This window comes from Sporosarcina sp. NCCP-2331 (assembly GCF_023707945.1).
GTDB lineage: Bacteria > Bacillota > Bacilli > Bacillales_A > Planococcaceae > Sporosarcina > Sporosarcina cascadiensis.
This window is the reverse complement of record NZ_BRCD01000007.1, coordinates 15,235-27,930: the sequence shown is the minus strand read 5'-3', so window position 1 is coordinate 27,930 and position 12,696 is coordinate 15,235. Positions and strand designations below refer to the sequence as shown.

The 12,696-nt window shown below is 44.8% G+C and carries 15 protein-coding genes; 5 read left to right on the top strand and 10 right to left on the bottom strand.

All coding sequences use genetic code 11. From position 1 onward, the window contains the following. Positions 1 to 66: 66 nt before the first annotated feature. Positions 67 to 885 carry an STAS domain-containing protein gene (locus NCCP2331_RS05570; protein ID WP_153722191.1) on the top strand — a complete coding sequence of 273 codons (819 nt, stop codon included), beginning with the start codon at positions 67 to 69 and terminating at the stop codon, positions 883 to 885. A gap of 30 nt (positions 886 to 915) precedes the next feature. Here NCCP2331_RS05570 and NCCP2331_RS05565 read toward each other — a convergent pair whose 3' ends face one another. From NCCP2331_RS05565 to NCCP2331_RS05545, 5 genes are all read right to left on the bottom strand, one after another. Then, positions 916 to 1,647, bottom strand: coding sequence for a YqcI/YcgG family protein (locus NCCP2331_RS05565; protein ID WP_153722192.1), 732 nt, complete (start codon positions 1,645 to 1,647; stop codon positions 916 to 918). Between the two features lie 131 nt (positions 1,648 to 1,778). Further along, a complete protein-coding gene (locus NCCP2331_RS05560; protein ID WP_251669147.1) occupies positions 1,779 to 2,804 on the bottom strand; it encodes a hypothetical protein in 1,026 nt (341 codons plus the stop codon). A gap of 13 nt (positions 2,805 to 2,817) precedes the next feature. Beyond that, entirely contained in the window at positions 2,818 to 3,702 is an 885-nt protein-coding gene (locus NCCP2331_RS05555) for a permease prefix domain 1-containing protein (protein ID WP_251669145.1), read from the bottom strand. After that, positions 3,699 to 4,022, bottom strand: a complete 324-nt coding sequence (locus tag NCCP2331_RS05550; protein ID WP_153722195.1) for a PadR family transcriptional regulator — start codon at positions 4,020 to 4,022, stop codon at positions 3,699 to 3,701. Before NCCP2331_RS05550 ends, NCCP2331_RS05555 begins: the two co-directional genes overlap by 4 nt. Positions 4,023 to 4,127: 105 nt before the next feature. Further along, complete coding sequence (locus NCCP2331_RS05545; RefSeq protein WP_251669143.1) at positions 4,128 to 4,496, bottom strand: carboxymuconolactone decarboxylase family protein; 369 nt, start codon at positions 4,494 to 4,496, stop codon at positions 4,128 to 4,130. Positions 4,497 to 4,597: 101 nt separating this feature from the next. Between NCCP2331_RS05545 and NCCP2331_RS05540 the strand changes: the two genes are divergently transcribed. After that, the gene (locus NCCP2331_RS05540; protein WP_251669141.1) at positions 4,598 to 5,095 is read left to right on the top strand and encodes a metallophosphoesterase family protein; all 498 of its coding nucleotides are present in this window, start codon (positions 4,598 to 4,600) and stop codon (positions 5,093 to 5,095) included. Here NCCP2331_RS05540 and namA read toward each other — a convergent pair. Continuing rightward, on the bottom strand, positions 5,092 to 6,114 hold the full coding sequence (gene namA / locus NCCP2331_RS05535; protein WP_251669139.1) for an NADPH dehydrogenase NamA: 1,023 nt from the start codon (positions 6,112 to 6,114) through the stop codon (positions 5,092 to 5,094). The genes NCCP2331_RS05540 and namA overlap by 4 nt on opposite strands. Before the next feature lie 150 nt (positions 6,115 to 6,264). On the opposite strand from namA, the gene NCCP2331_RS05530 reads away from it, so the two are divergent. Then, positions 6,265 to 6,888, top strand: coding sequence for a YIP1 family protein (locus NCCP2331_RS05530; RefSeq protein ID WP_251669137.1), 624 nt, complete (start codon positions 6,265 to 6,267; stop codon positions 6,886 to 6,888). A gap of 57 nt (positions 6,889 to 6,945) precedes the next feature. On the opposite strand, the gene NCCP2331_RS05525 is transcribed toward NCCP2331_RS05530, so the two are convergent. Together NCCP2331_RS05525 and NCCP2331_RS05520 are read right to left on the bottom strand one after the other, a co-directional pair. Next, entirely contained in the window at positions 6,946 to 7,509 is a 564-nt protein-coding gene (locus NCCP2331_RS05525) for a DUF6434 domain-containing protein (protein WP_251669135.1), read from the bottom strand. A 132-nt stretch (positions 7,510 to 7,641) separates the two neighbouring features. Continuing rightward, positions 7,642 to 8,196 (bottom strand): DJ-1/PfpI family protein, encoded by a 555-nt coding sequence (locus tag NCCP2331_RS05520; protein ID WP_251669133.1) that lies wholly within the window; start codon positions 8,194 to 8,196, stop codon positions 7,642 to 7,644. Positions 8,197 to 8,350: 154 nt separating this feature from the next. Here NCCP2331_RS05520 and NCCP2331_RS05515 point away from each other — a divergent pair, with 154 nt between their 5' ends. Continuing rightward, positions 8,351 to 8,527 (top strand): hypothetical protein, encoded by a 177-nt coding sequence (locus NCCP2331_RS05515; RefSeq protein WP_153722202.1) that lies wholly within the window; start codon positions 8,351 to 8,353, stop codon positions 8,525 to 8,527. Between the two features lies 1 nt (position 8,528). Beyond that, positions 8,529 to 8,684 (top strand): hypothetical protein, encoded by a 156-nt coding sequence (locus NCCP2331_RS05510; protein ID WP_194841089.1) that lies wholly within the window; start codon positions 8,529 to 8,531, stop codon positions 8,682 to 8,684. A gap of 237 nt (positions 8,685 to 8,921) precedes the next feature. On the opposite strand, the gene NCCP2331_RS05505 is transcribed toward NCCP2331_RS05510, so the two are convergent. Beyond that, positions 8,922 to 10,217, bottom strand: coding sequence for a purine/pyrimidine permease (locus NCCP2331_RS05505; protein WP_251669131.1), 1,296 nt, complete (start codon positions 10,215 to 10,217; stop codon positions 8,922 to 8,924). Positions 10,218 to 10,322: 105 nt separating this feature from the next. Continuing rightward, positions 10,323 to 12,689, bottom strand: a complete 2,367-nt coding sequence (locus tag NCCP2331_RS05500; RefSeq protein WP_251669129.1) for a penicillin acylase family protein — start codon at positions 12,687 to 12,689, stop codon at positions 10,323 to 10,325. Positions 12,690 to 12,696: the final 7 nt, after the last annotated feature.

Below are 12,696 nucleotides of genomic sequence, written 5' to 3'. Positions count from 1 at the left end.
GTTTATCAGTTGGCATATAAGGGTAAACACATGCACGTATCTAAAGTATATTCTGAGGTGAACATAATGGTAAACAGCTCTTTTAATCAACATACAGCAGAAGAATTTTTAGCACAGCATAAAGAAGCCTTTGAGCAGGAGCTTTTCAAACAGGCTGTCAACGTAAAGGATAAAGTCAAAGAGATTCTGCAAATCGGTAATATCGATTTGATAAATAATGCACATAAACTCGTTACGTATGTTATTTGGGGTGAAGAAGAGAATTTATACAAATTTGCCAAACAGGAAGGTATTGCCTGGTCGACTTTTTCATTGACTCTTGATCTAAAACTTGAATGGGTGCAAGCAATTCGCCGGACTTTGTGGATCTTCATTCAGCGGATGATAAAAGAATATAACATCAAGAACTATGACTTTTTTGAATTAGAAGAACAAGTCAATAATCGGATCGATCTCTTTTTAAATGAATTTTTCATTAATTATTCTACATATAAAGATGCCCTGCTTCGCGAACAGCGCAATTTGGTTGAAAATTTATCGGTCCCGATTATTCCCATTACGCCGGTAGTGAGTATTCTGCCGTTAATTGGAACCTTGGACTATTTCCGCGCTAAAATTATGGAAGAACGGGTTTTGACGGAGATCTCCAAAAGGCAAATCCAAACGCTGATTATCGATTTATCAGGTATAGCAGAAATGGATACAGAAGTAGTTGATCAGTTTCTGAAGATGATTGAAGGGGCGAAAATGATGGGTTGTCACGCGATCATCACCGGACTTAAGCCCGAGGTTGTGCGAAATATTATCGCACTAGGCGTTGTCTTCGATTCACAGACACAGACATGGGGCACCTTGCAGCAAGCACTGAATATGTATTTTCAGTAAACAAGCGATACCCTTTGAGGTATCGCCTGTTTACATTTCTTTATGGCTGAACGGGCATTTCCCTGTTAGGGGTTCGCAGTCATCGCCGATGAAAAATTGTTTCCATTCATTATGTGACGGATCTCCAAAGTGACTGATATCCGGATGCTTCGGCAGATTATCCCAGACTTCTACCCGCTCCCGAACTTTTTCCCGCGAGTTGATGCCGCCTTTCTCTGTACCTTCTAAACCTTTGAATATTTTTCGCGGCTGAAATCCAATGACCATGCCGTTACCGAGATCGCGCGTTTTCCTCTGCTTGTAGGCAGGTGCATTTCCGAAGGCAAAAATCGGCTCTCCATGAAAACGGAAATCCCATAAGTGATGATCTGGATCGCGCGGTGCGTCGGCAGGCCACTCCACTTTATCTTCCGTATGTAAATATTGAAGAATATCCCAAAACTGCTGACGGTACTCTTCCAGCGATCCTTCGGTTTCAAACGGCTCAACAAATACAAACAGCCCGTGCCGCTTATGTTTAGGGTTATCAAATAAGGCCAAAAAAGCTTCCAATGCTTCAGGAAGATCAGACCAATCGTCCTGAGAGATATAGGCATATCGTAATTCGCCCTTTAATTCCCCGCTCATACCGAAATAGCAGGGAAATGTTTTATCAGTCACAATATCATGGAATGTCTGATATTCCTGCAGCAGCCACTCCGGCAAATCTTTGCGCTCTGAAAAATCTTCTTTCGTCAATAAAGCATTTGATGTCTGGATCAACGGTTTATCCCCCTTCGACTTACTATACTGTACTATGAATACCCTAACTTTCTGGTAATGAAACATATCAGGCTGCAAGTTCATAGAGCGTATCGGGTCATTCAGTTGGAAAAGAACCGCTGATCTCCCATCTAGTCTATAGCATTAAGTTTCACTTCAGTTGGACTTTTCCCGTCTCTGTCAATTCTATATAAATGGTAGTCAGATGTACGCTGACCAAAGCCGCGGTCTACCATAAAATAGATTTTATCATCCGCCCCAAGTTTTGGATTCGATGAGGATTCTTTTAATGCCGTCAGCTGTTCCGTCTTATACGTTCTCCAATTAAAAGTGAACAGTTCATATTCATAGGTCCCGTTTTCATCTGTCCCCCCGACTGCCTGATAAACAATTTCCTGACTTTCCGGGATAATGACAAAATCGTAAATATCGTCTGCCTGTACCGGACTGCTGATTATCGACTTTTCATCTGGATTATTCAGTGGAATTTCAAAAATTCGCTGACTCGAAGAAAATATATCATCTGCCGTTTCCGCATGCTCATCATCATCCATCTGTACAAATACAGAATTTTTTTCTGCCGATACCTGCAGAGACATCATACTGTATTTCTTCATATCCGTATGTTTCGTCTGTTTTTTCTCTGTTAAATGATAACTGTATACATCAAATTCATGAGGTCTTTCCGAAGCGACCGGCGAATAATTCGTCACGATACCCGCCTGCAAATAAAACAGTACATCCGGAGTCTTCGGATCAAACACTAATTCCGTAATCAGAGAATCTGAGGAAAAGACCATTTTATCTTCCTCTTTTTCCAAATCATAAATATGCACTTCTGTTTCTTCACTCGTTTCAAGCTCTTTTTCCGCCACCGTGTAGGCCAGCATTTTGCCGTCACTGGAAAATACAGTATCAGTAATTGCATCTTCAACCGGCAATTGTACAAGAGGTTTTTCTTCGTTGCTGACAAATAAGTTCGCAACCCCTTTTTCATATGTTATATAAGCAATATCCCCGTTTGCGGATATATCATATACATCCGTCAATCCTGCCTGCTTTTCATTGTCATCCTTGTCGAACATCAACCCGAGAATAATGAATGCAAACGTCAGGAACGCTATAAAACTTAATAAGACTACCAGCGATTTTTTCATATAGTTTCCCCCTTCACATTCCCGTAAGCCCAAATGTTCTGAACAGCCAAATACCTGCAGCTGCCGCAACCAGCAGTATTTCAAAAAACGCCACAGCATAAGCGGGTGCTTTCAGCTTCAAAGCTAAGAGCTTCAGCTGGACCATATAGAAAATCCCCCATAATATAAGCGGTATCAGAATCACCAAGAATACAGCATTCATTTCTCCAGCGAACAGCATGATTGCCCAAACAAAGAATAATGTAATAAAAGTCAGAATAATTCCTATGGTGATATTAATAAAATGAATCCACTTCGCATGTTTTTGCAGCGACTGTTTGGATGAAGGAAAATCATAAATAGTCGTACGGTAAACTAGAATAATAGAAAGCAGCACAATGGCGTACGAGAATATACTCAGTACGGCGGAATAACTTAAATCTAAATCCGCAGCCAGCAGACTGCCTGCAGCAAATACCGCTATATGACTGAGCAGCAGCCCATTCATCCACAGGCGGCGATTCATCGATTGAACTGGACGCAGTGTGACAATTAAAATGAATGCACTTACTGTTACGGCTAATAGCAACCAGATCATATGAGCGTCGCCGCGGGTAAATAATTGCAGTGCATATACACTGTATGCAAAAATCAATGAGGCACTTGAAAGAATCAGCATCATTTCCCTTCGGTATGGATACATCGCCTGCTGCAGCTGTTTTCCTACTTCTTTGTCGTCGCCAAAATTCAACATAGCCATCTGAACCGCCTCCTCTTTCGAATACCCTTGATTATGCAGGTCTTCAAACGCACATTGCAGATGACTGAGCAATTCTTCGCTCAAATCATTGCGTTCTTCCTGATTACTGTCCGTCTGCCTGACGATGCCCTTGACAAAACGCTCAAATACTTCACTCATGTCAGACCATCCGAACTTTTGCGGACAAGTGCGTTCATCCACTCCCAGTTTTCCTGCTTGTTCTCCAGTGCCAAACCGCCTTCATCAGTCAGCCGGTAGTATTTCCTCCGGCCGCTATCCGTTTCCTTCCAGTACGACTCCACCCAGCTCTTTTTTTCCAGTCGCTTAAGAGCAGCATATAGTGTACCTTCACTCATTTCGTACGTGTCGTTACTTAACTCTTTTAAAACTTTGACAATCTCATAGCCATATAAATCACGCTGCGAAATCAGTGATAATAAAATCAAGTCGATACTGCCTTTCATCATTTCCTGATCCATTCTATTCACCTCTTTATATACATACTAGCACGATGTACATTGCATTGCAATGTACTAATCAAAAAATAACACCTTACCGAGTTTATTCGATAAGGTGCAGGCATATTATTGGATAGGATTCGGGTCTTCCGTCAATTCGTCGACTGTCTGCATGACCAGTGTCACTGCCTGGCTCAATGCACTGCCGCCGCCCAGAGCAGCCGCCACGCCTACTGCTTCTAAAATTTCCACTTCTGTACATCCTGCGTCAACACAGCCTTTCGTGTGGTAGACGATACAGTATTCGCTGTGAGCGTAAACACTGGCAGCCAATGCGATTAAATGCTTATGTTTCTGGCTGATTTCGCCTTCCTCAAAACCGACTTCCGAAAACGCATTGAACGATTTTACCAAGCTCGGTACCTTCTCCATCATCATGCCCATACCCATTTTGTAATCCTGAAGCACAGCGTCTGTAAATGTGATTTCCTCCATTATATTCCCTCCAATTCACCAGTAGTATGTCCGCCGGGTTTGTTTGCTATTCACTAAGAAAGGCAATGATATAGACAGCAAATCTAAAGGAGCGGATTCTAATGAAAATTGTCATTACAGGCGATACGCATATTCCTGGAAGAGGAAAAGAACTGCCGCCGCGGCTCGTTCAGGAATGCGAAACAGCTGATTTAATTTTACATACAGGAGACTGGAAAACGATAGAAGTCTGCGAAATGCTGTCAGAATTTGCGGAAGTGCAGGGGGTAACTGGAAATGTGGATGACAACAAAATGAAAGAGAAATTTCCGCTTCGGCAAGTGATTGAAGCGGAAGGTTTTCGTATTGGGATTGTGCATGGACACGGAGAGAAAAAGACAACTGAAAGACGTGCAATGGAAGCTTTCGATGGGGTACCGCTCGATGTGCTCGTATTCGGACACTCCCATATTCCCATGCTTCGTTATATGAATCAGACACTGATCATCAACCCCGGCTCCCCCACCGATAAACGCAAACTGCCCCACTATTCATTTGCAGTATTGCATCTCGATAAAGAAATTCGTGCGGAGATGGTGTTTTACAAACAGAAAACTTAAGAAAACGTCCAGCCTCGGCTGTATTGAACAGGCGGCTCGATTTCAACTCCCAGTTCCTTCGCGGCAGTGTACGGCCAATAAGGATCACGAAGCAATTCCCGCGCAAGCAAAACGATATCCGCTCTGCCATTCTGCAGAATTTCTTCCGCCTGCACCGCAGAAGTGATCAGTCCAACCGCTCCAGTGGGAATATTTGCTTCTTTGCGGACTTGTTCTGCGTAAGGCACTTGGTAACCGGGAAATGCATTAATTTTTGCCGGGACGACTGCACCTGAGCTGACATCGATTAAATCCACGCCCTGCTCTTTCATCCAGCGTGCCATTTCCACGTACTGCGATGTATCCATGCCGCCCTCCGTATAATCCTCTGCAGAAATACGGACGAACAGCGGTCCTTCCCATACCGAACGTACGGCGTCAATCACTTGTCGCAACAGCCGATAGCGATTTTCTGCAGAGCCGCCGTATTCATCAGTCCGCTTATTAGAAAGCGGCGATAAAAACTCATTGATCAGATAACCATGTGCCGCGTGAATTTCAATTACTTCGAAGCCTGCCTGTTTAGATCGTACAGCAGCCGCCTTAAAAGCTTCGATCGTTTCTTTAATATCTTCATTTGTCATCTCAGCCGGCGTCTTATATTCCCCGCTGAATGCAATCGCACTTGGTGCGTAGATTGTCCCGTCTACCGTCGCTTTTCTGCCGGCATGCGCCAGCTGAATACCCGTACGTGAACCATGCTGTTTCATTAAGCGGACGATTTCTGACAGTCCTTCAATATGTTCATCTGACCAAATACCGAGGTCCTCGCTGGAAATTCTGCCCTGCGGCTGAACCGCTGTCGCCTCGACGATAATCAGTCCGACTTGGCCCACCGCACGTGTTGGATAATGAGTTTTATGCCAGTCTTCTACTTTTCCGTCTTGATTATGCGAAGAATACATACACATCGGCGACATGGCGATACGATTTTTGAACTCTACTCCCCGAATTGTAAAAGGTGAAAATAAAGTTGTCATGAATTTGTCCTCCTTGAATAACAGATAGAAAAAGTATAGCAAATCTGCATAAGATTTAACTGATTCAGGATTGAAGGAAGCAAAATGAAACATATGGATGCGGGGAAACGTATAGGATGTAAAGAGGAAGTGAAAGGAGCCTGATAATTTATGAATTCATTACTGACCATTTGGACACAGCCGAAACGGACAATTGAATATGTATTGGAACATAAAACATGGAGCTACAGCGTTTTTATTTTAGCTTTGACCTCACTGAGCTTGGGATTAACGGTTTTTGAGAACTCCGGGTTTCTATTGGGACTGCCGCTCATTGCAATTGTCATGATTGGCGTGTTTTTTTCTTTTACCGGCGGAGTCATCGGCTGGTTCATCAATGCCGGGCTTTACACGTGGGTAGGCAAATGGCTTGGCGGGAGCGGAAACTTTAAAGACATGGCGACAGTGACGCTTCTTGGCTCCATCCCGATGATTTGGATGTTTCCTTTTAATTTTCTGATGCTTGCGATCTACGGAAAGGATTTATTTATTGATTCGAGTACTATGCCGTTTTCGGGTCCAGTGCCGTTCGGCGTGACCCTGTTTTCAAATCTGCTGATGATTGGTCTCGGTGTATTCAGTACGGTAATCGTTTCAAAGTCGATCGGTGTGGTCCATCAGTTTTCCGCATGGCGAGGTTTTGGAACGATTATGATTATTGTCGGTATACTGTTAGCGCTAATGATTCCATTTTTCATTCTGCTGTTCATGTTTTTATTTATGGTTGGTATTTAACAGCATGAATTTATTGTGCCGCTGGGACTCTTCCCGCATGAGGGACAGCTTTTACGATTATCCTTTGTATTTATTGCTGCCAGGTAATGCTTTTATAATATTCCAAGCTTCAATTGCATCTTCTCTGTTTTTCCCCTTATTTTCCGGATCCGAAAAATAGTCTCTTGTAAATTGATTGTATTCAAATTGTGAACCGATTTGTCTTTTATAGGATGGTTCTTTTTTCCTTTCTTCCTCCTCAAGCCATGCTGCAACAACATCGCGATATGTGCTCCCTGTATTTTCCTTAAAATAATTTTGAATATAAGTGGAGAAATGAAATGTTGGAATGACTGATTTAAAGAAAGCCCTAACTGCCTGACTACAACGATGATTTTCTGTAATGACCGTATCTAAACTTAAGTCTTCCAGTTTTATTTTTTGCGAGGAAGAGCTTCTTTTCCTTATTGGCTTTTGTATTTCTCCTGTTTCAAGAAATATAGCAATTCTGTCCGTGATCTCAGTTTTAGATCCAGCTGCACTCATACCAGATTCCCTGCAAAAATTTTGTAATTCCTCTTTCAACCAATAAAAATCTCGAAATTCATTTACTTTTAATTTTTTATCTAATTTTGGTCTCACTTTATACATTCCCCCTGTTTCATATGCTATTATAATACCAGATTTATCTAAATAGTAAGCAGCTTTCCTTTATACATTCTATACAAAAAAGACGCAAAGCCCTTCTGCATAGGGATTTGCGTCTTTTGTAAATTACTTATTCATCATTTTCATGAACTCTCGCATCAAGCCTGGCAAATCTGGCCATGCGTGACCTGACACTAGATTGCCTTCTGTGTGAAGATCTTTTTCGATATAAGTAGCACCTGTTGCAGTGACATCCGGCTTGCAAGCGATGTATGCTGTGTACTCTCTACCTTTCATCAGGTCCGGGATGACGGATAAAACCTGTGCAGCGTGACAGACTGCCGCCACCGGCTTGTTTTCTTCGAAGAAGTGACGTACAATTCCCGGCAGCGATTCATCCAGACGAATATACTCCGGTGCCCGACCGCCCGGGATAATGAGTCCATCGTAATCAGCGGGATTCACATCTACAAAAGCAATATGTGAATCCAGACCATATGCCGGTTTTTCCACATATGTCTCCATCCCATCAATAAAGTCATGTGTGACCGTGTACAACTTTTTCACAGACGGTGAGGCAATCGCAGTCTCAAATCCTTCTTCTAAACAGCGATAATACGGATAGAAAATCTCCAGCGCTTCTACGGCATCTCCGCCGAGAATCAACACTTTTTTACTCATCCACTTTCCCTCTCTCTCAATTCAGAATAATTTCACTACTTTACCTTTATTCGACATTTCGACGGCGAATCCTCCTTCTTTCAATGAAAACTCTATTGATATACATTTTTTATACAGAATAAGCCATATTACATGCATGAAGGAGGAATCAGCGATGAATAACCAAGTGCGTGAATTATTTCATAAGAATCAGCGAAGTGAGGAAATGGGTTTAGAGTTCGAAGCAAATATTGCAGAAAAGATGCGGGCCCGTGAATATGCGACCGGCAAAGATTATCGGGACGCAATTAAAGAAGCCTATCGTGCATCAGTGAAAAAAAGGAGTGAGTAAAATGGAAAAGAAAAAGTACACGGTGGCAGGTACCGATATCGAGGAAGTGAAACGGCTGAATGCGGAATCAGGGCCGTCTTATAATGAGATCAACGAGATGCTCACCCGGCAGATCATAGAAAAAGAAAAGAACAGCCAGGTAAAACGCCTGAAGTGAATGACTGTAGGCTGCCCGAAAGTCAGTGATATACGGCTTTCGGGCAGCTTTACTTTGTTCTGATTAGCGAATGTTGGGAAATGTGCGGTGAACGACTGTTTTGGTTCGTTGCCGGCTCAGTTACGTTCGGCCGCCCTGCTTTTTGGTGCGGCACAGGATGTTTTTGGCGCGGTACGACGTGGCACTGCAATATTCACGGCACTACTCGATGCGGCACATGCAGAACCGATTCCCAGGCTAGTTACTCGCTCGCTTCCTGCTCCGGTATATCATGAACTGTTCAATTAATATTGCCAGAATGGTACCGGTAATCAAGCCATTGGACAGCGTAGAAGCAACAATGGCGGGAAGCTGCGATAAACTTTCTGCCGGCACGAACATGGTCCCGACTCCGACCATTAAGCCGAATGCAACAGCCTGGCGCGCGCGTTCCTTTTCGGGATCTGCATCCAGTTCGTTAAACGCCATTGATACCATCTTGGTGAAAATCGCGAATGTCACCGCATAGGCGACCGGCGCGGGCAGCGCGGCAAATACAGCCATGACACTCGGGAAAAGAGTGATAAGCACTAAAAATGTGCTTCCTATCATAAATGGCTTTATGGAAGGCATCCTCGTCGTGCCGACAAATCCGGCAGAACCCGATATCGGCACCGACCCGATCGCCGAAAACAAACCGGCAATAAGATGGTTTACACCTGACGCAAAGGCACCCTGACGCAGACGATCAGGCGGTGTGATTTGGAAAGAATGCTCCAATAAATGTTCCATAACACGAATGGATGCGAGCATATTGGCCACTAATAAAAACGTAATGAAAACAGCTGTCACAAGCACACCGCTGTCCCAAACCGGCGGGCCGTAAACAAACATCTTGGGCAGCTGAATAAATTGATCAGACACTTTGGCGACTGCAGGCGTTTTGCCGAGCAGCAGGAAAATCCCCCAGCCGAGTCCAATCGATATCAGCACGGCATATTTGGACACAGACGGGCGTTTATTGGCCATAGCCGCAAATGTAACCAGCAATACCAGCAGGCTCCCGCCCAAAACGGCAGGATCCAGATAATCTCCTGCATTTTCCACACCGATCATTCCGGTAATGAACGTTCCGCTCAACTGCAAAATCAGCAGCAATAAATACGTAAAAGTGATGGCCGGGGTGAACAGCGCCTTCATTTTCGTGATGACACCGGTCGCTGCCAAAATAATAAAGAGAATACCGCTGTACAGCATGCCGCTCTGCAATGCCTGCAGTGCATCTGCAGCGGTGGAATAAAAGATGCCGACCATGCCTGCGTATACTACATAAATTCCCCACCATAATCCGGCGGGTCCTTCATTGATCGGCATGCGGTGGCCGCAGAACGCCTGTATCAGACAGGCTATGCCGAGTACGAAAATCGTCCGCTGCATGAAGAGTGATGTCGCAACGGGATCCATCCCGAATACGTGTGCAATTGCGATAGGTGCGGCAATCGATGAGGCAATGAGGAAAACTGTCCATTGAATGCCGCCTGCTAAATGTTTCATTGGATAATTCCTCCGATAGTTTTGTACCAATTTGATGTCTTTTAGTATACCACGCCAGTTGGCTGAGCATGTAAAAAAACAGACAGCCGCAGCTGTCTGTTCCGATTACTTATTCCCTGTTGCTTTCAAGGTCAGCACTCTGCCGTTTTCCACTTCGTCGGTCAGGACAGTCTCATGGAAATCACCGCGTGCCCAGTCTTCTGCCTGATCGTGGAACCATTTGGATTTCATATGTCCGCTCTGTCCTGGCCCTACAATATGGTAGGTTTTCGACAAATCATTTAAATCGGCAACGAACCGCCAGGAAGCCCCGTGATTAACGGATCCGTCATCTTTAAACGCGGAAGCCTGGACCGTAATATTCGATCCGCCGATCGCCTGCTTTTTCGGGTTGAAAATTTTCTCAAAAATAGGCGAAGCGCTTGCCAGCGGATGCGGGAACGTCAGCTGATGGAAGTCGCCCCATTTCCACTTCTCCTGATTAGAACCGAAGCTGTCTTCCATATCCTTCATTGAATTGACGAATGAAGTATACACCCACTGATCGATACCTTCCTTTTCATCCAGCCAGACGCTCTTTTTGCCGCTGTATCCTGTACGAAGCAGCTGATCGACCAGCTGCGCCTTGCCCGGCATCAGTTCATAGACATCTTCCGGCATTTCTTCCTTAAACATATCGCTCTGCAGCTGCCTGATCCATTTATGGAAAACAAGCGGCGCACTGCTGTCCGGCGAATCATACTGATCCCAGTCTTTCATCGTCTGTATTGTCTTACTGTATTCTTCGTTCTTATCCAATTTTTCTACTGAACCAAGCAGATCATCCAGGAATTCATCAGCCTGAAGATTTTTCTGATCCATCTGCAATTTCATCATGTCTTCTGCTGTGAAGTCATCGCGCTCCCTAAGAACTTCCGCAATCCGTTCAAAACGATACGGCTGTGCCCAGAACTTCGTAATATGATACGGATATTTTTCGTCGATGACTTCATTATTCGCGGTTGCGATGAAGCCTTCATCCGGATTGATGACACGCGGCAGTTCGTCATACGGAATATAGCCGTCCCAGCCGTAGTCCGATGAATCTCCCGGTACCGCCAGCTGTGCGTCTCCTTGCTTTCTGATCGGAATCCGCCCGTTCGCCTTATAAGCAATTGTTCCGTCCTTGGATGCGAACACAAAGTTCTGTGCCGGTGCGTGGAAATTTTCGAGCGCCGTTTCAAAACTGTCCCAGTCCGCCGCTTTATTCATCTTCATAATGGCTTCGAGTTCAGTAGTCGGTTCAAGCGCCGTCCACTGCATCGAAAATAATGCTTCAGGATCTTCATCCTTAAACATCACATCCGAAATAATCGGGCCATGCCTTGTGACGATCACTTCATACGGCACATCCTCGCCGTCTTTCACTTTAATCGTCTCGTCACGGATTTCCGCTTCTTCCCACTCGCCGTCGTAGCGGAATTTCCCTTTTTCACTCGGATGAGGTATTTCAATATAAAGATCCTGCACATCCGGACCAACGTTCGTGACACCCCAGGCAATTTCTTCATTATGCCCTAAAATAATTCCCGGAATGCCTGCAAAAATGACTCCGCCGACATTTTGTTCAGGCGACTGCAGATGCATCTGATACCAGATCGAAGGCGTGCTCAGCCCGAGATGCGGGTCATCAGCGAGGAGCGGCAAGCCGGAAGCTGTCTTCTCTCCGGATACCACCCAGTTATTACTTCCGTTAAATTCAGGTGGTGAATACTCAGGCAGAAATTCCCCCGCCACTTCGACCTTGTTTTCTTTATTCGCCGTCATAATCGATTCTGCGTTTTCCGGATAGGTGATGAATAATTCCTTGGCTTTGTCTTCCGGATAGGCATTGAGTGCCCAGTGGCGGAATGCCTGCGGCTGCCATCTGCCGCCCAGATCATAGGCCATATATTTTCCGATGGTCAATGAATCCTGAGGCGTCCATTCTTCCGGCTCATAGCCAAGAAGCTTGAACTCATATGTCAGCTTACCGTTGTCTTTTACTTCATCAATGAACGCGTTGACGCCCTGTGCATACCAGTTCAGCACATCTTTCGCTTCATCGCTGTAGCCGTCATAAGAAGCTTCGGCTGCCGTGCGCAGACTGAATGTCCGGAACAGTTTATCCGTATCCACCGCTGCCGAGCCGATTACTTCCGCCAAACGTCCACTCGCCTGCCTGCGCGCTAAATCCATTTGGAATAAGCGGTCCTGCGCCTGCACATAGCCCTGCGCTTTATACAGATCTTCATCAGACTGCGCCTTGATATGCGGTACTCCCTTCTCATCCCTTGTGATGATCACATCACTTTCCAGTATGGAAACTTTCTGCTCGCCGGCGGTCACCGGCTTTGATTTCGTTATGTAAACGTTTGCAAATATCGCTAAAGCGACAGCAATTACAGACAAAATACTTACTGTCCATAACGTAATTTTTCTGCCTCGACCCATCATTTCT